22 protein-coding genes are annotated in these 22588 nt (G+C 40.1%); all 22 read right to left on the bottom strand.

The genetic code is table 11. The annotated features are described in order from the left end of the window. Positions 1–104 precede the first annotated feature (104 nt). The gene (locus AC6CHS_RS11620) at positions 105–356 is read right to left on the bottom strand and encodes an HPr family phosphocarrier protein (RefSeq protein ID WP_498236216.1); all 252 of its coding nucleotides are present in this window, start codon (positions 354–356) and stop codon (positions 105–107) included. A gap of 147 nt (positions 357–503) precedes the next feature. Next, positions 504–1454 carry a DNA-binding protein WhiA gene (gene whiA / locus AC6CHS_RS11615; RefSeq protein ID WP_036575036.1) on the bottom strand — a complete coding sequence of 317 codons (951 nt, stop codon included), beginning with the start codon at positions 1452–1454 and terminating at the stop codon, positions 504–506. A gap of 67 nt (positions 1455–1521) precedes the next feature. Continuing rightward, on the bottom strand, positions 1522–2475 hold the full coding sequence (gene mgfK / locus AC6CHS_RS11610) for a gluconeogenesis morphogenetic factor MgfK (RefSeq protein ID WP_058950489.1): 954 nt from the start codon (positions 2473–2475) through the stop codon (positions 1522–1524). Position 2476: 1 nt separating this feature from the next. Then, positions 2477–3361, bottom strand: coding sequence for an RNase adapter RapZ (rapZ, locus tag AC6CHS_RS11605; RefSeq protein ID WP_498236214.1), 885 nt, complete (start codon positions 3359–3361; stop codon positions 2477–2479). Between the two features lie 28 nt (positions 3362–3389). Continuing rightward, entirely contained in the window at positions 3390–3848 is a 459-nt protein-coding gene (locus tag AC6CHS_RS11600) for an NUDIX hydrolase (protein WP_498236213.1), read from the bottom strand. Between the two features lie 457 nt (positions 3849–4305). After that, positions 4306–5259: a thioredoxin-disulfide reductase gene (trxB, locus tag AC6CHS_RS11595; RefSeq protein WP_498236211.1), complete on the bottom strand. Its 954-nt coding sequence runs from the start codon at positions 5257–5259 to the stop codon at positions 4306–4308. 77 nt (positions 5260–5336) lie between these two features. After that, positions 5337–6332 carry a tetratricopeptide repeat protein gene (locus tag AC6CHS_RS11590; RefSeq protein ID WP_498236209.1) on the bottom strand — a complete coding sequence of 332 codons (996 nt, stop codon included), beginning with the start codon at positions 6330–6332 and terminating at the stop codon, positions 5337–5339. Between the two features lie 187 nt (positions 6333–6519). After that, complete coding sequence (locus AC6CHS_RS11585; RefSeq protein WP_498236207.1) at positions 6520–8187, bottom strand: glycerol-3-phosphate dehydrogenase/oxidase; 1668 nt, start codon at positions 8185–8187, stop codon at positions 6520–6522. Positions 8188–8467: 280 nt separating this feature from the next. Next, positions 8468–9958 (bottom strand): glycerol kinase GlpK, encoded by a 1491-nt coding sequence (gene glpK, locus AC6CHS_RS11580; RefSeq protein ID WP_498236205.1) that lies wholly within the window; start codon positions 9956–9958, stop codon positions 8468–8470. 23 nt (positions 9959–9981) lie between these two features. Next, the gene (locus tag AC6CHS_RS11575) at positions 9982–10788 is read right to left on the bottom strand and encodes an MIP/aquaporin family protein (RefSeq protein ID WP_498236203.1); all 807 of its coding nucleotides are present in this window, start codon (positions 10786–10788) and stop codon (positions 9982–9984) included. Between the two features lie 212 nt (positions 10789–11000). Then, a complete protein-coding gene (locus AC6CHS_RS11570; RefSeq protein ID WP_498236201.1) occupies positions 11001–11540 on the bottom strand; it encodes a glycerol-3-phosphate responsive antiterminator in 540 nt (179 codons plus the stop codon). Positions 11541–11554: 14 nt separating this feature from the next. After that, positions 11555–12067: an acyltransferase gene (locus tag AC6CHS_RS11565; RefSeq protein WP_498236199.1), complete on the bottom strand. Its 513-nt coding sequence runs from the start codon at positions 12065–12067 to the stop codon at positions 11555–11557. A 3-nt stretch (positions 12068–12070) separates the two neighbouring features. Continuing rightward, positions 12071–12706 carry a pyrophosphatase PpaX gene (gene ppaX / locus AC6CHS_RS11560; RefSeq protein WP_498236198.1) on the bottom strand — a complete coding sequence of 212 codons (636 nt, stop codon included), beginning with the start codon at positions 12704–12706 and terminating at the stop codon, positions 12071–12073. Further along, positions 12681–13643 carry a nucleoside recognition domain-containing protein gene (locus tag AC6CHS_RS11555; RefSeq protein WP_498236196.1) on the bottom strand — a complete coding sequence of 321 codons (963 nt, stop codon included), beginning with the start codon at positions 13641–13643 and terminating at the stop codon, positions 12681–12683. Before AC6CHS_RS11555 ends, ppaX begins: the two co-directional genes overlap by 26 nt. Positions 13644–13668: 25 nt before the next feature. Continuing rightward, positions 13669–14526 (bottom strand): prolipoprotein diacylglyceryl transferase, encoded by an 858-nt coding sequence (gene lgt, locus AC6CHS_RS11550; RefSeq protein ID WP_498236195.1) that lies wholly within the window; start codon positions 14524–14526, stop codon positions 13669–13671. Between the two features lie 11 nt (positions 14527–14537). Beyond that, positions 14538–15473 (bottom strand): HPr(Ser) kinase/phosphatase, encoded by a 936-nt coding sequence (gene hprK / locus AC6CHS_RS11545; RefSeq protein ID WP_498236193.1) that lies wholly within the window; start codon positions 15471–15473, stop codon positions 14538–14540. Between the two features lie 132 nt (positions 15474–15605). Next, the gene (locus tag AC6CHS_RS11540; RefSeq protein ID WP_498236191.1) at positions 15606–15965 is read right to left on the bottom strand and encodes a phage holin family protein; all 360 of its coding nucleotides are present in this window, start codon (positions 15963–15965) and stop codon (positions 15606–15608) included. Positions 15966–15967: 2 nt separating this feature from the next. Beyond that, complete coding sequence (locus AC6CHS_RS11535; protein WP_498236190.1) at positions 15968–16159, bottom strand: PspC domain-containing protein; 192 nt, start codon at positions 16157–16159, stop codon at positions 15968–15970. A 349-nt stretch (positions 16160–16508) separates the two neighbouring features. Then, entirely contained in the window at positions 16509–17174 is a 666-nt protein-coding gene (gene bshB2 / locus AC6CHS_RS11530; protein ID WP_498236188.1) for a bacillithiol biosynthesis deacetylase BshB2, read from the bottom strand. A gap of 42 nt (positions 17175–17216) precedes the next feature. Continuing rightward, on the bottom strand, positions 17217–17570 hold the full coding sequence (locus tag AC6CHS_RS11525) for a YojF family protein (RefSeq protein WP_498236187.1): 354 nt from the start codon (positions 17568–17570) through the stop codon (positions 17217–17219). 133 nt (positions 17571–17703) lie between these two features. After that, complete coding sequence (gene uvrA / locus AC6CHS_RS11520; protein WP_498236185.1) at positions 17704–20580, bottom strand: excinuclease ABC subunit UvrA; 2877 nt, start codon at positions 20578–20580, stop codon at positions 17704–17706. 7 nt (positions 20581–20587) lie between these two features. Further along, complete coding sequence (gene uvrB, locus AC6CHS_RS11515) at positions 20588–22570, bottom strand: excinuclease ABC subunit UvrB (RefSeq protein ID WP_498236183.1); 1983 nt, start codon at positions 22568–22570, stop codon at positions 20588–20590. Positions 22571–22588: the final 18 nt, after the last annotated feature.

The raw sequence follows: 22588 nt of genomic DNA, 5'->3' as shown, positions 1-22588 counted from the left end.
GGACATTTTTCTTTTACTAAGGATCTAATTGAACCGTACTTGCTCCTAACAAGCATTTTATCATCCCTAAGGTACAAAAAATCCCTTTCGTTAAGAAAGGGATTTTATTCTGTTACAAAGGCAGCTAACTCATGGATAGCCTTATCTTCGTCTTCTCCATCACCAAAGATAATAATCTCCTCATCACTGGCGACTGCTAAACTCATTAAGCCCATGATACTTTTAGCATTTACCCGCTTGCCTTCTTTTTCTAAATACAAATGAGAACTGAAACGGTTTGCCAGTTGTACAAATTCTGCAGCTGGTCTAGCCTGCAATCCTGTTGGTAACTCCACCTTAACTTGTTTCTCCTGCATCGACATCACCCTTCTCTACGTAAGCGTTATCATTTGAAGTGAAAAACTATCCGGTTTGGCATCCCCATACCGGATCTATAAAGCATTATATCTTTAAATTTTTTAAATTATTCGTATTATATCATGGAGACCTAAAAAAGAAAATCCTTACCCGTTCTCTAATAGGTCTCCACGCTTAATTTTTTCAGCAAATTCATCTATTTTCTTAAGTCGGTGATTAACGCCAGATTTAGAAATTTTGCCACTGCTTACTAGTTCACCAAGCTCTTTTAATGAAACATCCTGATGTTGCACACGTAATACAGCAATTTCACGTAATTTTTCTGGTAGCTGATCTAAGCCTACAGTCCGCTCAATCAAATTAATGTTTTCAATCTGACGGAATGCAGCACCAATTGTTTTATTTAGATTGGCGGTTTCACAATTAACGAGACGATTAACAGAATTACGCATATCTCTTACAATCCGGACATCCTCAAACTTAAATAAAGCATTATGTGCCCCAATGATACTTAGAAACTCCGTAATCTTCTCTGCTTCCTTAATATACACAATGAAGCCATTCTTCCGCTCTAACATTCTAGCATGAAGCCCAAACTCATTTATAAGCTCACAGAGTGCATCGTTATGCTCTTGGTAAAAGTTAAATATCTCCAAATGGTAAGAAGAAGTTTCTGGATTATTAATCGAACCACCTGCAAGGAAAGCACCACGCAAATAGGATTTCTTGCAACACGTTTTCTTCATATAGTTGCTAGAAATGGACCTACTAAATGTATGCTTCGTTGTTAAAATCTCTAGATCTACAAGTAAGTCCTGTACTTCTTCCTTCATCCGTACAATATAGACATTATTCTTTTTTAGCTTCATTTTTTTGCGTACGAGTAGTTCGACAGGCAGATGATAGAGGGATTTAATTAAGGTGTAAATTCTCCTGGCAATCGCAGCATTTTCTGTTTGTACATCAAGCACATATTTTTGTTTTGATAAGGAAATGGCCCCATTCATGCGAATGAGTGCTGCTAGTTCTGCCTTTTTACAGCATTCATCCACCTCTATTGCTGTTAATTCCTTCTTTATTTCTGATGCAAATGACATTGGGTATCCCCCCTCTCTATTTCCCAATTACTTTTGCTGGCTTTGTTTACTTCCTGCTGAAATTTCTCTATAAAATCGAATAAAGCAATTGTGCTACTTTCGTATTATCGTGTCTCAGCATTTTCTGGGAATGGTTTATAATATCTCCTTCAATAATTTGTAGTCCCATTTTAAGGAGTTGATCTGTGTCATAAATAACCGGCTCAGCATTTTCTTCCGCATAGATTTCCCGTACGGAGCGAACGATTGGCTCATTATGTACCACGATAGCATCTACACTATCCTCCCCAATATGGTCCCGTATAGCCTGTACATGGTTGGAAGCAGTGTAACCAGTTGTTTCTCCTGCCTGGGTCATGACATTACAGACATAGACAACTTTTCCCTTTGTTTCGCGAATTGCCTCATCAATCTTTGGCATAATGACAGTCGGCATAATACTTGTATATAAGCTTCCTGGTGCGATCACCACAAGGTCAGCATTTTCAATCGCTCTGACTGCGTTTGGCAAGGGCTGGACGGGTTGTGGACTTAAAAACACACGATCAATTTGTTTATTGGATAATGGAATATTCGATTCCCCAGAAACAATGGTACCATCCTTCATCTTTGCGTGAAGCGACATATTGTCGTTTGAGATAGGATAGATCTTCCCTTTCACATTCAGTACACGGGAAATCTCTTTTATCCCTGTATTAAAATTACCTGTTATGGCAGTCATGGCTGCCAACAACAGGTTTCCCATTGAATGACCTGATAAGCCATTTCCTGCATTAAATCTGTGCTGAAATAGCTCAATAAGCATAGGCTCGGCATCTGAAAGAGCTGCAATCACATTGCGAATATCTCCAGGTGCAGGGATCGCCATTTCAGATCTTAGTCTTCCTGTACTCCCGCCATCATCGGCTACCGTCACAAGCGCAGTTAGATGAATTGGTAAATTCTTTAATCCTCGCAAAAGGACCGGCATCCCTGTGCCGCCTCCCACAACGACAACCTTTGGTAAAGCTTGTTGTGTCATATTACTGTCCCTTTCTTTTGTCAATATCTCTGTGGGTTACATGTGTTATATACGAAGAGGACAATTCATTGGCAAAAAACTCAGAAAGGGCCACGGAACGATGCTGTCCGCCTGTACAGCCAATAGCTACGACAAGCTGAGATTTTCCTTCTTTTTTATACTGTGGCAGCATAAATTGCAGAAGATCAAGTACCTTTTCATTAAATACCTGTGTTTCAGACCATTTGAAAACATAGGAAGAAACATCTTTATTCAACCCGGTTAATGGCTGTAATGTTGGTACATAGTGCGGATTAGGAAGAAAACGTACATCAAAGACTAAATCTGCATCGATTGGCAATCCATATTTAAAACCGAAAGATACCATGTGCACCGAGAAAATCTCCTGTTTTTCTTCCGTATATTTTTGAACGATTTTTTCACGTAATTCCTTTGGCTTTAAGGAAGTCGTATCAATTATACGTTGTGCTCTTCCTCTTAGTTGGTCAAGAATTTCCCGTTCTTGGCGTATTCCATTCAATGGCAAACCGCCAACATCTAGTGGATGCGCTCTTCTCGTTTCTTTATATCTGCTAACTAATTTTTCATCCTTCGCGTCAAGGAAAAGAATATGCTCTTCCAGCCAGTCTTCTTTTCCTAGTACGTCTAAAGCTTCAAACAGGGAATCAAAAAACTCTCTGCCACGCAAGTCCATAACAAGCGCTACTTTTCGAATATTATTCCTTGAATCCCTCATTAATTCGAGAAATTTTGGCAGTAAAGCTGGTGGCAAATTGTCCACACAGTAGTATCCTAGATCTTCAAAGCTTTGAATAGCTACTGTTTTCCCAGCACCAGACATCCCTGTTATAATAACCAGCGAAGTTTCGGTATGTTTACTTTCCATCTGCAATCTCCTCCATTCAGATTAGCCCCTAGGATGGGTCCAAACGGGCATCAAGAAGTTGATAATCCTCCGTATATGTAAAAGCGCCGTATAACAACTCTTGTGAGCGTTTGACATGTTGAAAGATTTTCCGATCCCCTTCTGCCATTGGTAATTGTTCTATTTTCTCCAATGGAACCCACTCTAGCTCACCTTCTGGACTACTATCTGTGAGTTCTCCATTATATGCATATGCTACAAAGGTAAACATCATCCACTCCTGAATGAAAGTATCTTCTGTATCAACCGAAAAGGTGAATACACCTGCAAGTTCAGGATCCTTTAGATGGAGATTTGTTTCCTCACAGTATTCTCTGGTGACCGCTTCTTTTATCGATTCCCCGGCTTCCATTTTTCCGCCAGGTATTGCGTACCATCCACGCCTTGGCTTTTTTATTAACAAAACATGATTATCTTCTATAACAATACAATTGGTTACACGTTGCATTCTGTATTCGCCTCTTTCCGTATCTTTTAAGAGGATGTTGTTGGGCTCGGAGGATCCGGGTCCGTGTCTTGCCGACACCTAGGACGGGTCGTTTTTAAGTCGGCGTTCCTTCGTACGGGCAATCTCCGCTTTTCTTAAACGCGCTTCTTCTATTATACAATGAAAAAAATCATTCCAACAAGGTAAAGGTTTTACCAATCGCTATATCTATATAATTGGTCATCTTTCGACAAGAGAACGAGACTGGCTATTGAGTAGACATGCCTAATTTGAATTTAAGTTTAGGTTAACCAAACGTACAAAAAAAGACACAGGTGCATCTGCACCTGTGCAAGAAACTAATCTATCTATTAAAAGGGGGTCAATTAGTTATTTATAGTGTACCCCATTTTTATTGCGTGCGTATTACAGCAGCGTTAAAAAGCAGTTACTTCTTAGTAAAGATAACTTAACAATACTAAGATTGTGTTGTTTTCAATGCTTCTTGAAGGTCTTCAACATACTTAATTGCAGCCTCGGCAGCTACACTGCCGTCTCCTGTAGCTGTCACAATTTGTCGAAGTGTTTTTTCCCGAATATCTCCAGCTGCAAAAACACCAGATACATTTGTTTCCATGTGTTCATTCGTGGGAATATAGCCTTCTTCATTCGTGATACCGAGTGATTTGAACGGCTCACTTAAAGGTACCATCCCAATATAAATGAAGACCCCATCAATGTTTTCTTCTTTCACTTCTCCTGTAAGCGTGTCTTTTAATGTTACACTACCTACTTTTCCATCTTTACCATTAATGGTTTCGACAACAGTGTTCCAGATAAAGTCAATTTTATCATTGTCAAATGCACGTTCTTGAAGTATCTTTTGTGCACGTAATTTATCACGACGATGCACAACGGTAACTTTATCAGCAAAGCGTGTCAGATAGATACCTTCTTCAACTGCAGAGTCTCCGCCACCGATGACGATAAGATTTTTCTCCTTGAAGAATGCCCCATCACAAACAGCACAATAAGAGACACCACGTCCACCTAATTCTTCTTCACCAGGTATGCCAAGTTTCTTGTACTGGGCACCTGTAGTAATAATTAGCGCTCTGGTGTTGTATTCCTTTTTACCAGCCACAACGGTCTTATAATCGCCATGGTCAATTACCTCTTTAATATCACCATAAGCGTATTCAGCACCAAATTTCTTTGCATGGTCAAACATCTTATTGGATAAATCCGGTCCTAAAATATGGTCATAGCCAGGATAGTTTTCCACGTCTTCCGTGTTGGCCATTTGGCCACCAGGAATCCCCCGCTCAATCATAAGCGTTTGTAAATTTGCACGAGATGCATAAACCGCTGCAGTCATTCCTGCAGGCCCAGCACCTGCGATAATCACATCATACATACGTTCTTCGGACATATCAATCGCCCCTTTTTCTTCTATTAATTAGCCACATCAAGCTTATAAGACAAACGTAATTTCGTCTAATATAATGCTCAATCCCATGGCACTGATTCTTTAGCTAGCTTAGGATATTTCTTCGTACCTTCTTCCCAAAGCTTATAGGCCCGTTCCTTATCGCCATGATGAAATGCTGCAACACTATACCAGCGAAAATAAGAAGGATGTCCTTTTAACTTGCCTTTTGAAAGGAGAAGAAAGCGTTGAAAAGCTTCTTCAAACCGATTCGTACGGGCAAGGGTAACAGCAATCCGCAGTTTTTGTTGCTCATGGATAGGATATACATTTAGTAATGCCTGAATATGGACTTCATATTCCGTGTATTTTCCCTGTTGGAAATAAAACAAAGCAAGATTCACGTGACTGTATAGGGAAGTTGGTTCTTCATCAAGAATGTCTTCCTCCATTTGAATCGCTTTTTCTTTATTACCAGAGAAAAATAAGGCCTGTGTATAATCATGTTTTGTCAATTTGTGCTCTGGAAATAGGGTCATCATTTCCTCGATAAGCGGGATTGCCTTTTCCCATTCCATGTTTTCCATATGATAAAAGACGGTTTCTTGATAAATAAGGAGTTCATCCTCATCCTCTAAATCCCAGTCTTCCTCTTCATCTTCATCGATATCAATGAGTTCTAACAACCTTTTGGCTTCCTCACTTAAATCCCCTTCAGGCTCTTGCTCAAGGTACGATAACGCAAATTTTTTCGCATCATGAAGCAAACCCAAATGGGCATAATTGTTTGCAAGTAAATAATAACAATCTACATAGTCTGATGATTGCAGTACTTTATTTAATAGCTGATTTGCTGCGTGAAATGCACCGATTTCCGTATATATAACCGACATTTGGCAAAGATACAATGGATCTTCTGGCTTTGCTTCTGTTGCTTTCTTCATCCACTTGATTGCAATGTCAAATTTACGTTTTTGAAAAGCCTCTATGCCTTTTGTGAAATAAAAGTCACCTTCAGGAATAAAAGGGATAACATTGTTCTGCTGTTCTTTCTTATCTTTTGTCACCTGTTGCATGCATATCCCCCTAATTAAATTACATACGAAAAGATTATACCACATTACGATGTCAAATTATATAGGGTACAGTTTAGAACTAGATCAAGGAGCTGGCTCATAAAAAAGCCGGACAAACAATTTGTCCGGCAATCATTCTGTATCAAATCAAATAAAACACGCAAACAAGCGAAATTATGAACATCAGTTAGGATTGAACAGGTGTAACAGCATCATGTAAAAGTTGTTCCAGCTCTTCTGTATAAGCCTTCGTTTGATCATCTGTCCACTTCAATTCTTTTGCCATGTAGCGAATTACATTATCTTTGTGTGCTTTAACCCATCCAATTTCAAAGAACAAAGCACCCGTACGACGAACAAAGAAGTCAACTGGTTTATAAGCTAGTTCATATTCCAATGCGTAAACAAGTTCAGCAAATACGATAGGATCAATATCTTCTGTCTTAGCTTTCTCTTGATTTGTAACGTATAGTTCTAAAACTTTATCAAAATTGGATCCGTACCTCTCAATCAACATAAGAGCAGTTTGCTCATCAAGTCCCTGTGCCAAGCCTTCACTTACTTTTCTATTTTTGAAGTCCTTAAATCCTTTTGAGCCGCCAACTTCTCCACCAGAAAGGGCTAAATGCTCTGTTTCAGATGCAGAATAAAGAATCCCTTCTTCTTCTTTCAATTGTTTGGTAACTTTATCGACTGCATGCTGTGCCATTTTTCGATAACCTGTCAACTTACCACCGGCCATTGATATAAGTCCAGTGTCTGAAACGAAAATTTCATCTTTACGTGAAATCTCACTAGGGTTATCATTACCCGCTTCCGCAATTAAAGGACGCAGACCTGCCCAGCTGGAATCAACATGCTCAGCTTTAATATCAAGAGTAGGGAACATATAATTAATCGCATCAATAATATAATCACGATCCGCTTCCGTCATTTTTGGATTGGCTATATCACCTTTATAAGTTGTATCTGTGGTTCCTACATAGGTCACATTATCTCTTGGGATTGCAAAGACCATTCTTCCGTCAGGTGTATCAAAGTAAATTGCCTGTTGTAACGGAAAGATTTCTTTACGGAAAACAAGATGAACCCCTTTTGTTAAATGGAGTGCCTTTCCTTTTTTGGAGCCATCTATTTCCCTTAATTCATCGACCCATGGGCCACCTGCATTAATAATTTTCTTGGCGTATACTTTATGTTGCTCACCAGTAATCGTGTCTTCCATAACGACACCAGAAATTTTATTTGCGTCATTGTAAATGAAGTCCACAACTTTTGTATAGTTGACCGCATGGACACCTTTTTGCACAGCCTTTTTTAGTACCTCAATCGTTAGGCGAGCATCATCTGTCTTATATTCAACATAAAACCCAGCCCCTCTTAACTCATCACGTTTAATGAGTGGCTCTCTTTCTATTGCTTCTTCCGGTTTGAACATTTGTCTTCGTTCGCCTTTTTTCACGCCAGCAAGAAAATCATATACGCGGAGCCCTAAGTTTGTAGTTAGTGGGCCGAACGTTCCGCCCTTATGAAATGGCAACATCATCCATTCTGGTGTCGTAACATGTGGCCCATTTTCATAAACAATGGCGCGCTCTTTCCCTACTTCTGCAACCATTTTCACTTCGAATTGTTTTAAATAACGCAGACCTCCGTGTACTAGCTTTGTAGAACGACTTGACGTTCCTGCAGCAAAGTCCTGCATTTCTACTAAACCTGTCTTTAAGCCTCTAGTCACGGCGTCCAGTGAGATTCCTGCACCGGTAATTCCGCCACCGATAACCAGTAAGTCTAATTTTTCCTCTTTAAAATGATTAAATGTAAGATTTCGATCATAACTTGAAAAAACAGTCATGTTTAAGCCCTCCTGTTTATTACAATTGTCTATACATATAAATACCCTATTTTTCGTATTCTAATGTACTTTTCCCCAGAAAAATTGCTCTTCAGGCAAACAAAAAACCGCAAAGCACACTAATCAATTTATGATTAGCGTGTTCGCGGTTTCTCCATTTCTCCGTCCGAGATTATTAACTTAAATTCATTATAACATAGCTCTAATTGGAAGTATAGCAATATGTTAATGGTCTGTAGCAGATTAAGAGAGTCTATCCCTTCCTCTCAACGATATCTACTTATTTAAATGCCTGTGCCGCCTTTACAGCTTTTTTCCAGCCATCATAAAGCTGTTCTCTTTCATCCTCATTAATCTCCGATTCAAACGTTTTATCAACTTTCCATTGATTTGCGATTTCCTCTTTGCTTTCCCAGAAGCCAACAGCAAGTCCTGCCAAATAGGCTGCACCAAGTGCTGTTGTCTCTGTGATAACCGGACGCTCTACTTGAAGTCCGAGTATATTGCTTTGGAATTGGACAAGGAAGTCATTCTTAACAGCGCCACCATCAACACGTAATGTTTTCACATCAATACCCGAATCATCTTTCATTACATCTAATACATCGCGTGTCTGATAGGTGAGAGACTCCAGTGTAGCACGTACTAAGTGTTCCTTCTTTGTCCCACGAGTCAGACCAAACACCGCACCTCTAACATCACTATCCCAATATGGTGTACCTAACCCAACAAACGCTGGGACGACATATACCCCGCCAGTGTCTTCCACATTTGTAGCAAGGGATTCTGTCTCCTTGGCATCTTTAATAATTTCTAAGCCATCACGAAGCCACTGAATTGCCGATCCGGAAACAAATATACTTCCTTCGAGGGCATATTCTACCTTTCCATCAATCCCCCATGCGAGTGTTGTTAACAAGCCATTTTCAGACTTAACACCCTCTTCTCCTGTATTCATCAGCATAAAGCCGCCTGTCCCATACGTATTTTTTGCCATCCCTTTTTCAAAACATGCCTGACCGAATAGAGCAGCATGCTGATCTCCAGCAATACCAGCAATTGGTACTTCATGTCCAAAGAAATGATAGTTTACTGTTTTTCCATATACTTCAGAAGACTGCTTTACCTCTGGTAGCATGGATTTCGGGACACCAAGAATATCAAGTAATTCTTCATCCCATTCTAAGTCATAGATATTGTACATAAGTGTTCTTGATGCATTTGAATAATCCGTTATATGTTGTTCTCCGCCAGTTAACTTGTAAACAAGCCATGTATCAATCGTGCCAAACATTAATTCTCCATTATCTGCTTTTTCCCTTGCACCATCTACATTATCCAATATCCATTTTACCTTGGTTCCAGCAAAATATGGATCAATAAGCAAACCTGTCTTATCACGGAACAGCTCATTATGACCAGCCTCGCGCAGTTCATTACAGATTTCAGCAGTTTGACGTGACTGCCATACTATTGCTCGGTAAATTGGCTTTCCGGTTTTTCGGTCCCAAACAACGGTTGTTTCTCGTTGGTTTGTTATACCAATTCCAGCGATGTCTTCTGGCTCAATATCACTCTTTCGCATTGCCTCTGAAATACTAGATAACATAGATGTCCAAATCTCATTCGCATCATGTTCTACCCATCCTGGTTTTGTGAAATGCTGCTCGAATTCACGTTGGCCAGTTTCTACAACTTTTCCCTCTTGATCAAATATAACAGCTTTTGAGCTGGTAGTTCCCTGATCTAATGCTAAAATGTATTTTCCCATTATAAACTCTCCTCTTTTAATAATTAACTCTGGCTAGTAGGTTTTTTTAATTCCTGTTGTAAACCTACCCCAAATAAAATAAGTATGATAGCACTCACTACCCAAAATACTACGGTTGGGTTTGTCTCAAAAATTGCTTGATAAAAAAGCCCCCCATAGATTCCTCCAAGTGCCGGTCCTAGAACAGGGATCCAAGAATAACTCCAGTTTGATCCCCCTTTACCTGGTATTGGCAGGAATGCATGGGCTATTCTAGGTCCCAAATCTCTGGCCGGATTAATGGCATAACCAGTTGTCCCACCAAGTGACATACCGATCACAACAATAAGCAGACCAACAATGAGTGGGTTTAAACCTTCAGTGAATTCATGTGCCCCAATAAATAAAATTCCCATTACCAATACGAAGGTGCCAATGACCTCACTTATTAAATTTGCGATTGGACTGGAAATCGCTGGACCGGTACTAAAAACCCCTAACTTCGCTCCTGGGTCTGTCGTACTTCTCCAGTGTGGCAAATAGTGAAAAAATACTATGATTGCGCCAATGATACCACCAATCATCTGTGCTGTAATATAAAGTGGGACTTTACTCCAAGGAAAATCTCCCACAGATGCGAGCCCTAAGGTAACGGCAGGATTTAAATGAGCTCCTGTTATATTTCCAACTGCATAGACACCCATTGCGACACCTAGCCCCCAAGCAAACGTCACAAGTACCCAGCCAGCACCTTCTGAAAGGGTGTTTTTCAATGAGGTACCAGCTACTACGCCAGTACCGAAGATAACAAGAATCATCGTCCCAATTACTTCTCCAGCAAACTCTGACATGACATCTCCCCCAATAACAATATATATATGTTATTCCACAATTTTCAGAGATTACACATCAGGGTTTTAATAAATTGGAAACTAATAAAGGTAGAGAAAACTCGGATTCGATCGGCTACTAGCGAATGGAGACGTTTTTCTTGTTCGTGGGACTTTCGTCATTGCTTCCTGGTTAATGAAAAAAAGAAACCTATAAAGGTTCCTTTTAAGGATTACCAAAGTGATTTATTCGACGTCGAAACGGCTATTGCTCCCGCTGCTAATGCCATATCTACCTCTTCTTTTGTCTTAATTAGTCCCCCAGCTATTACAGGTATGTTTGTCTGCTCATGGATGTAAGTTATCATTTCTGGTATCAAACCTGGTAACACTTCAATACAGTCAGGTTTTGTCCGATTAATTAACTTTATATTATGCTCCAGAGCTAAACTATCTAACAAAAACACTCGTTGAATCGCTAATAGGTTATTCTTTTTGGCCATCGAGATGACATTCGTCCTTGTAGAAAGAATGCCATCTGGTTTAATTTCCCTCAATAAAAATTCCATAGCGTAATCATCCGCTCTAAGCCCCTGGATTAAATCAAAGTGAACCAACGCTTTTTTATTGGCACGCTTTGTATATTCCACAAGACTTTTAAGCTGTGCCAGCCTTGTTTCTAGAAAGACGATGCTTTCATAAGATGTTTCCAATGCAAAATCGAAATCCTTCATTTTACGTATTGCTGGCAATATCCCTGCAGGAGAGTTCATTATTTCCACCTACTTCATGTGTCTATTTGACGTTTCTCCATTTCCACTTTTGAGTATATCAGTTTCATTGGATTACCCCCGACAAAAGCGCCTTCTGGTACATCTTTATGTACTAGCGTTGCAGCGGAGACCACTGCACCGTCCCCAATCGTAACACCAGGCAGAATGGTCGTATTTGCGCCGATCAGCACATTACTTCCAATTTCAACTTCTCCAATCCGATATTCCTTAATTAAATATTCATGTGCCAAGATAGTCGTATTATACCCAATAACACTATTTGTCCCAATTGTGATCTTTTCAGGAAACATAATATCAGGCATAACCATAAGAGCAAATGCTGTTTGCTTTCCTATCTTCATCTTTAAAAAATTGCGATACAGCCAGTTTTTCATCCCTAAAAAGGGTGTATACCTGGCAATTTGAATGACCACAAAGTTTTTAACTACCTTTAAAAAAGGAACTGTTTTATAGATTTGCCAAAGCGAATTAGAATCTTCCACCTGGTAACGTTTGGTTCTTCGCATCCTTTACACCTCTGTAAGTTGAAGTAAATCACGCATATCTTTCAGCATATAGGTAGGATGATAGCTTTCCAAGAAAGAGCTTCCTTTATCAGACCAGGCAACACCTGCTGTTTTCACACCAGCATTTTGCCCAGACTCAATATCATGGTAGTTATCTCCGACCATTAAAGTTGTCTTCAAATCAGCCCCTAATGCTTGAACAGCCTTAAGCACTGGTTCTGGGTGTGGTTTAGCATGTTCAACATCATCCAACGTTATAATGGTGTCCATGTACGTATCCAACCCGGTAAGAGCAAGCCCCATGTTTACACCCTTCCTCATCTTGGTCGATACTATTCCTAGCTTGAGCCCTTGCTTTTTTAAAGCTGCAATTGTCTCTGTAACATGAGGAAAGGCTGTCACATAGCTATCATGGACGGTTAAATTATGAGCACGATATGTTTTAACCATTTCTTCTGCTAGGTCCGGAGCAATTTTTTGAAATGTATCAAGTAATGGTGGTCCATTAAACTGGACCACCTCTTCCCTTGTGTAGGTCATACTATAATGCGAAAAGGTATGCATAAAGGAAGCAATGATTAATTCATTGGTATCAATTAATGTTCCATCTAAATCAAAAAGTATTGTACGAATGCTCATGTTGGTTTGTTTCCTTCCGTTTCTTTTTCTCTAGTCGATTCCATATAATTGCAATTGTCATTGTTAATAAGATAGCAGTTGCTAGCCGTATTAATAAGAGCGGCCAGACTGGGATGCCTAAAGGAATAAAAATAAGTGTATCTTCAATGACAGCATGACAAGCTACAAGAAAAATGAGTGCAAGGGACATATCTTTTTTCGAGACATTGTCCTCCTTCACGGCTTGAATCATAAGGCCTGCACCATATGCTAGCCCAATTGTAAGACCAGCAACCATGGTCATCGAAGTATTCTTTTCCATCCCTAAAAATCTCATGCTTGGAGCCAGTTTGTTGGATAGCATTGCTAACCAACCTTTTTCTCGCATAAACTGCATGATGATCATTAGCGGAATGACAATCAATCCAAGCTGGACGACAGCCATTAATGCAGTTTGCATTCCTTGAAGGGCAATCTCTCCCCAGCCAACTGGCACAGTGTCCGCGGACTGTATTAATCCATACTGCGCTTGATCTGCTCCCCCGTGCCAAATTAAATTAATCAATAGCCCGCCTAGTAAGGCCAGCCCTATTCTAATTCCAACGATAAGCCACCAGCTTACACCAACTTTTGAGGCAACAGCAGATTCAATAAACAGATTATGTGAAAAAGATAGCATGACCGCTAGAATAAATACTTCCTTTACCGTAAAATCAAAGGATACAATTGCTGCAATCCCAGCATATAAGTTTAGGGAGTTCCCTAGAACTAGCGGCACAGCTGCTTCCCCTGATAGACCCAATAATCCCATGACCGGTGTTAACATTTCGATAATCCACGGTAGTACGGGGGTGAATTGTAAAATCGTAATCAATAATGTGATGGGGAAAATAACTTTTCCTAATGTCCAGGTTGTTGTCAGCCCCTGTTGAAAACCACGATATACAATACCAGACATTTCATCCCCTTCTTTCTACAAATAGTTATTTCTTCTTTTTCTTATTCTTTTTCTTTGGAGGAACAGGAACATCCTTATAGTGTTCCTTTACTCCTATTTTCCTGCGATAGATGATAAGTAGTATGGCAACTACGATGAGGAAAACGGACAATAATTGTGCCTGACGCAAACCAGCAAATGCATACAAGCTATCTGTTCTCATTCCTTCAATAAAGAAGCGGCCGATTGAATATGTAATGGCATAGCTTAAGAAAACTTCACCTCGTAATGGGTTATATTTTCTTAGTACGAGTAAAAAGGCAAAGACGAGTATATTCCAAACTGATTCATATAAAAATGTCGGATGATACATGACACCATCTATCGTCATTTGGTTCATTATAAAATCAGGAAGGTACTGCAAGAAATTATCATAGGCAGCACTTGAGACTTCGTGTCCATGTGCCTCTTGATTCATGAAATTTCCCCAGCGACCAATCGCTTGACCAAGAATTAAACTTGGTGCAATGATATCTGCAATCTGCCAAAATGTAATATCACGATACTTAGCATATACAATAGCGGTAAGTACGCCACCTATCACGGCCCCATGGATTGCAATTCCGCCTTCCCAGATGGCAAAAATATCAGTCCATGGTCCGTTTGCATAGCGGTCCCATTCAAATACGACATAGTAAATTCTTGCACATAATATCGCTATAGGGATTGCAAACACGATAAAGTCTATGATCAAATCCTTTTTTAACCCAAGTCGATCCGCTTCTCTTGTTGCTAAATATAGCCCTAAAAATGCACCTGTCGCAATAATTACTCCATACCAATAAACAGTCAATGGGCCTAGTTCAAAAAAGACCCTGTCCAAAGGAGCTGCGGTAAATAGCATAGTGAACCCTCCTATTCGGTTTCATCCTTTTCATTTTTTATCATTGTAGTCAGCCGTTCTGAAAATTCCTCAGCTGCATTAACTCCCATTCTTTTCAAACGAAAGTTCATTGCTGCAACTTCAATAATAACGGCCAGGTTTCTACCAGGACGAACTGGAATAGTGGCTTTCGGAATGTCCACTTCCATGATTCTCATTTTGTCCTCATCAAGACCAAGGCGGTCATATTGTTTCTTCTGATCCCAAATTTCCAGGTTAATGATAAGCGAAATCTTCTTATGACTTCTAACTGAGCCGGCGCCAAACAATGTCATCACATTAATAATCCCTAGGCCACGGATCTCTAATAGATGTTCAATAAGTGGTGGTGAATTTCCTACAAGGCTGTCATAGTCTTCCTGCCTTATTTCTACACTATCATCAGCAACAAGTCTATGCCCGCGTTTAACGAGTTCCAATGCCGTTTCACTTTTCCCTACACCACTTTGGCCAGTAATAAGTACGCCTACTCCATATATATCTACAAGTACACCATGAATCGCAGTAAATGGAGCAAATTTAGTTTCAAGATAATTGGTTAATCGGCTAATAACCCGTGTTGTCTTTCTTGGAGAGTGTAAAATAGGCACACCAGAATCATTTGCTGCTTCTACTAATGCCTCAGGTATATCCATCCCCCTTGAAATCACAATTCCAGGCGTGATATCTGTGCATAAATTTATGGCACGATCTCTCTTCTCTGCATCGCTTAATTCCATAAAGTAAGCCATTTCTGTCTTCCCAATAAGCTGCAATCTTTCTTTTGGGTAATATTTAAAATACCCGGTCATTTCGATACCAGGTCTGGAAATATCACTCGTGGTAATTTCTCTATGTATGCCGTCCTTGCCAGCAACTAGCTCTAAATTAAAATGTTCAAGTAAATCTTTCGTGCGCACTGTCGACATCCAGTATATCCCCCTAGCTAATTAAGCGTCATTTATTTTATTATCTCCATCCTGTAAGGTTTCGTATTCTTCCCAACAGAATAGATACACTTTATTGTAGCATACGCCAAACAGAAATCGTAGACTGTGCGCCTACGATTTAACGGAATCTTTAATCAAGCTATTAAGTAACAAATTGAGAATTGCCAATATGACGGCAGCGATTAACGCAGTACCGAATCCCCCAATAATAAAACTGCTCCCCATAAGTCCCTGTGCTATCATTAACGTAATAGCATTTATAACAAAAAGAAACAGTCCAAGTGAAAGAACCGTAATTGGCAAGGTGAGGATAACGAGGATTGGTTTTATAATGACATTTAAGATTGATAGGATAAAACTCGCTAACACAGCCGCTCCGAATCCTTTCAACTCGAATGAATCGAATAACAGTGACACTACGATTAAGGCCACGGCATTTAAGACAATAGATACTATCCAACGAATAAACATTGTTACATTTCCCTTTCTTTTGGAATGATAAATAGAGCAACTAGATATAGAAGAGATACGGTAAAGAAGCTCATAAATAGTAAAATGACAAAAATTAACCGGAGAATTGTCGCATCAACCCGAAAGTATGATGCCAATCCACCAAAGATTCCCCCTACCATTCTCTCAGTATTCGATCGATAAATCTTTTTCATCATGATTCCTCCCACTCTATAATATACCAATCTCTGTTGATATATAAACTATGTTTTGCTTTGGTAGTACTTGCTAATCAATGAAGGTCTACAACATTTGAGAAGTTGATCGGGTTGAAAAAAACCTGATTTATGATTGTGAGCATTTCGGATTCGCTATGCGATGATGTGGGTTCACGCTTTGCGGTTCTGTTTCACTTTAGAGTGCTGTGGTTTCACTTCACTTCGCTCTCGCTTCACTTTGGAGTGCTTTGGTTTCAGAATCCGTAAGAGATAATACATTATACGTTGTTTCACCTATAAAGGATTCAAAAAAACTCTTCTGCATGAAATACAGAAGAGCTCTCCATTAATATTTCCACGTATAAAATTGTTCTTTGCCAAATTGTTCTACTGCTGCATCTTTATCTTGACTATTCATCGTTTTGTATTCTTTAAGCTGGCCAAGGATACCACCTGCTTGGGAGTCATGGCAGAGTATAGCTTCCATTTTTTTATCAAAATATTTTCTTACGTCATTTACAATATCTGGTGTCCCTAATACTTCAGGGTAGTCTCTCGAAATAGCTTGCGCCCATACTACAGGTCGCTGCCCCTCATCCATCAAGCGTACTGCTTCAATTGCCGCAGCACCAAGTGCGTTATGGTCTGGATGAACAGCATGCTCTGGATAATGGGTAATAACGAGGCTTGGATCAAGCTCTTCCAACAATGTTTTGAGATGTTTGGCTACTTCATTACGGTCTTCGTACTCGACTGTCTTGTCGCGGTAACCAAGCATTTGCAGATCAATGTCAAGCACTTTACAAGCATTAATAAGTTCTTTCTTTCTAATCTCAGGCAACGTTTCCCTGTTTGCAAACGTTGGAGACCCCATATTACGTCCCATCTCTCCTAAAGTTCCACATAGGTAGGTTACAGGTACTCCCTCTTCGCGAAATTTTGATATTGTTCCAGCAGCGCCGAATGACTCATCGTCCGGGTGTGGATATATGACTACAACATGTTTTTCCATCGTATCTCACCTTTCTCCATTCAATCTTCATGCACCCGTTCCTTAATAATGGAAAGGTGTTTCACTAATTTGCAGAGCAACCATTAATCTACCTTCACGATCATGGCCTGCGAGCAATAATTTTGCTTCATCCTCAATAGTCCAGTCTGTAAGCCCCTCTGCGTAAATCCATCCCATTTCCATTTTGAGACCCGCTCTAAAGACTTTTCCATCCCCGACAATCTTTGCTTGGCTGAATGTAACGTTAGCATTTCGCACATATGCCCCGACATTATATGCCTTATCATTAAAATGGCTTGCGTAAGCGCCATTCGTTGTCTCAACATGGACGTAGACTTTTTTGTTAACAAAACGTTCAAGCTTTTCTTGTACTTCATTTATTTTAATTGGCTTCATTATTTGTTCCTCCTACTACGCTTCTCTACTTAGCTTATCGAAATGATTGGGTACCGTCAAAACATTGATACGAGGAAATAAAAAAACGGCCAGTAATAGCTATCCACAAACTGGCCGTTCTTCGTTGTCCATTCTATTTTGCTGTTGCTTTTTCTTTTGTTGTAATACTATCTTCCATTCGTTTCCGATCTCTTTCCAGCACTGGTTTTAGATACTTACCTGTATAGGATGCCTCTACCTTCACAATTTGTTCTGGTGTTCCTTTGGCAATAATCTGCCCGCCTCTGTCTCCACCTTCAGGTCCAAGATCGACAATATGGTCTGCTGTTTTAATAACATCAAGGTTATGCTCGATAATTAAAACGGTATCTCCGTTATCAACAAGTCGCTGTAAAACCGCTATAAGACGTTTAATATCGTCAACATGAAGACCAGTTGTTGGTTCATCAAGAATATAGAAAGACTTTCCGTTGGAACGACGGTGTAATTCACTAGCTAGTTTCACACGCTGAGCTTCCCCACCAGATAAAGTGGTTGCAGGCTGTCCCAATCGCACATACCCTAAACCAACGTCAAAAATGGTTTGCAACTTGCGTTTAATTTTCGGTATGTTAGCAAAGAAGTCAAGCGCATCCTCTACTGTTAGTTCTAACACATCTGCAATATTTTTACCTTTATATTTTACTTCCAGTGTTTCACGGTTATATCGTTTCCCGTGACAGACTTCACATGGTACATATACATCAGGAAGAAAATGCATTTCAATTTTTATAATGCCGTCTCCACGGCAGGCTTCACAGCGCCCACCTTTCACATTAAAGCTAAATCTACCCTTTTTATACCCCCGTACCTTTGCCTCATTCGTTTGAGCAAACACATCACGAATATCATCGAATACACCAGTATACGTAGCTGGGTTAGATCGTGGCGTTCTTCCGATCGGCGACTGATCGATATCGATCACCTTTTCAATATGCTCGATCCCTTTTACTGCCTTATGCTTTCCTGGCTTATGCTTTCCTCGATAAAGCTCTTTGGCGAGGGACTTGTAAAGTATCTCATTTACAAGCGTACTTTTACCTGATCCTGAAACTCCTGTAACAACCGTCATTAAACCAATTGGGAATTTAGCTGATACTTTCTTCAGGTTATTTTCCTCAGCCCCTACCACCTCGATAGCTCGTTTATCGGTTTTTCTTCGTTTAGTTGGTAGTGCGACGAATTGCTCTCCAGATAAGTATTGTCCTGTAAGCGAGTTTTTGACTTTCATAACCGTTTCAGGTGTGCCACTGGCGACAATATTACCACCATGTTCCCCAGCACCAGGTCCAATATCAATAAGCCAATCGGCAGCCATCATTGTATCTTCATCATGCTCCACTACAATCAACGTATTATCCAGATCACGCATACGTTTTAAGGTATCAATTAAGCGATCATTGTCTCGTTGATGCAGGCCAATGGATGGCTCATCCAATACGTAAAGCACCCCAGTTAGTGCAGAGCCGATTTGGGTTGCTAACCTGATTCGTTGGGCCTCTCCACCTGATAATGTCCCCGCAGCTCGAGATAAAGTTAGATAGTCTAAACCAACATTATTTAAGAACTCAAGACGATTGCAAATCTCTTTTAGTATCATTTTGGCAATCTGCTTCTCTTTATCCGATAATGGGAGCGTCTCGAAGAAGTCCTTTGCTTCCATTATAGAAAAGTCCGTAACATTGCTAATATGCAAGTCATTAACCTTTACGGCAAGAGCCTCACGCTTTAACCGGTACCCTTTACATGTCGGACAGTGCTTCTGTCCCATGTATTTTTCTAATGATTCCCTTATAAAATCAGAAGAAGTTTCACGATATCGACGTGCTACATTATTTAATACTCCTTCAAATTGAATTTGATTGTCTCTTACATTCCCAAATTCATTAACATAATGGAAACGGATCTTTTCTTTCCCACTTCCATGAAGAATAATATCCATTTTTTCTTGTGGTATTTTTTTCACAGGTTTGTCCATATCTATTTTAAAATGTTCACAAACACTTTTAAGTAGTTGTGGGTAGTACTGAGAGCTAATCGGCTCCCATGCGGCAATTGCATGCTGATTAAGAGTTAAATTCCAATCTGGAATAACTAGATCTAGATCCACCTCAAGCTTCGTTCCTAAACCGTCACAGGTTGGACAAGCACCATATGGACTGTTAAATGAGAACAGGCGTGGCTCAAGTTCACCTATTGAAAAACCACAAATAGGGCAAGCAAAATTTTCACTAAAAGTTAGTTCCTCTTCGCCCATTACGTCCACGATAATCTTTCCATCACCAAGACCTAATGCCGTTTCTATTGAATCACTTAAGCGTCCGGCAATGCCATCCTTTACTACGATTCTATCTACCACTACTTCTATGGAGTGTTTCTTATTTTTTTCCAATTTAATATCCTCAGAAACCTCGCGCATTTCCTTGTCAACACGGATACGTACATACCCCTCTTGTCGAAGCTTTTCGAGCGTTTTAACATGCTCTCCTTTACGACCAGATACAACAGGCGCAAGAATTTGCAATTTCGTTCTCTCAGGATATTCCAATATGCGGTCTACCATCTGTTGCACTGTTTGAGAGGTGATCTCAACACCATGGTTCGGACAAACAGGATGCCCCACACGGGCATAAAGCAACCGTAAATAATCATAAATCTCCGTAACCGTTCCAACCGTTGACCGCGGGTTCTTACTCGTTGTTTTTTGATCAATTGAAATGGCTGGAGAGAGACCTTCGATTGCGTCAACATCTGGTTTATCCATCTGGCCTAAAAACTGTCGTGCATAGGCGGAAAGTGATTCGACATATCTGCGTTGTCCTTCAGCATAGATGGTATCGAAGGCAAGGGAGGACTTTCCGGATCCTGACAGTCCTGTCATGACTACAAGTTTGTTTTTAGGAATTGTTACATCAATGTTTTTTAAATTATGGGCCCTTGCTCCTTGAATCTGGATTGATTTACTAGGCATTTTACCATCACCTTCCTGCTTTAAGTTCTAGTATCACATCACGAAGCTCAGCTGCTTTTTCAAAATCAAGCGACTTGGCAGCTTCCTTCATTTCCTTTTCCATCTGACCGATTACTTTTTCTTTCTCGTCTTTGGATAGCTTGGTTAAGCTCTTTGCTTTGCTTTCATATTCTGGCTGATCTTCTGCAGCAATCGTAGCGCGAATAACGTCCCGCACCTCTTTTTTAATGGTTGTCGGGGTTATGCCCTGCTCCTCATTATATGCCTGCTGCTTTTCCCGACGTCGATTGGTTTCGCTAATTGCGATATCCATTGATTTTGTCACTTTATCAGCATACATAATAACCCGACCGTTTTCATTACGAGCCGCCCGGCCCATTGTCTGTATCAAAGACCGCTCTGAACGAAGGAATCCTTCTTTATCCGCATCTAGGATTGCGACGAGCGATACCTCAGGAATATCAAGCCCTTCACGAAGTAGGTTAATTCCTATAAGAACATCATATTTCCCAACGCGAAGATCTCGAATAATCTCAATACGCTCCAGTGTCTTTATCTCTGAATGCAGATAGGCTACTTTAATGCCAATTTCTTTCATATAATCCGTAAGGTCTTCTGACATTTTCTTCGTTAATGTCGTAACAAGGACACGTTCATTTTTTTCTGAGCGTATGTTGATTTCTGCTAGAAGATCATCAATCTGTCCATCTATTGGTCTTATTTCCACTTCAGGATCAAGTAGCCCTGTAGGTCTGATAATCTGCTCCGTCATTTGTGGTGAATGTTCTAGCTCGTAAGGCCCTGGGGTTGCAGAAACATAAACGAGTTGCTTCGTCTTTTCCTCGAACTCGCCAAACTTTAATGGTCGGTTATCCATTGCAGACGGCAATCGAAAGCCGTGATCTACTAACACTTGTTTTCTGGCTTGGTCTCCATTATACATTCCTCTTATTTGCGGAAGTGTAACATGGGATTCATCAACTACGACTAGGAAATCATCCGGAAAGAAATCGATGAGCGTATATGGTGTAGCTCCTTGCTCACGGAGTGTAAGATGTCTGGAATAGTTCTCGATTCCCGAACAAAAGCCCATTTCATTCATCATTTCCAAATCATAATGTGTTCGTTGTTCTAAGCGTTGCGCTTCCAATAGCTTGTCATTTTCACGTAACTCTGTTAGGCGTTCTTCTAATTCCTTTTCGATGTTTCTGATAGCTTTCTTCATTTTTTCTTCCCTTGTAACAAAGTGGGAAGCCGGGAAAATAGCAATATGCTCTCTGTCACCAATAATTTCGCCTGTTAATGCATCTACTTCACGTATACGATCAATTTCGTCTCCAAAAAATTCTACTCGAAGACAATGCTCTTCTTTTGAGGCTGGTATAATTTCCACAGAGTCCCCTCTTACCCTGAAGGTCCCGCGTTGAAAATTAATATCATTTCTTGCGTACTGAACATCAACAAGTTCGCGCAACAGCTGATCCCTTTCCTTCTCCATTCCTACCCGAAGAGAAAGAACGTGGCTTTTGTATTCTTCAGGAGAACCCAAGCCATAAATACACGATACACTGGCAACAACTAAAACATCATTTCGTTCAAATAAAGCTGATGTTGCCGAGTGACGAAGCTTATCAATTTCATCATTAATACTTGCATCTTTTTCGATGAATGTATCTGTGGAAGGTACATAGGCTTCTGGCTGATAATAATCATAATAGCTTACAAAATACTCTACTGCATTATTGGGAAAGAACTCTTTAAATTCACTATAGAGCTGACCGGCAAGTGTCTTATTGTGGGCAATTACTAATGTAGGACGGTTAATTTCCTTTACCACATTTGACATTGTAAATGTCTTCCCTGTCCCCGTAGCGCCTAGCAACGTCTGATGCCGCTGCCCCTTCATAATTTTATCTATAATTTCTTTAATCGCTTTAGGCTGGTCTCCGCCAGGCTCATAGCTTGATACTAATTCAAATGTATTGTTCACATTTTACCTCCGTTCACG

The sequence above is a fragment of the Oceanobacillus sp. GQ8 genome, from assembly GCF_059758495.1.
Note: the sequence above shows the minus strand (reverse complement) of the source record. Positions and strands in the feature narration are given on the sequence as shown.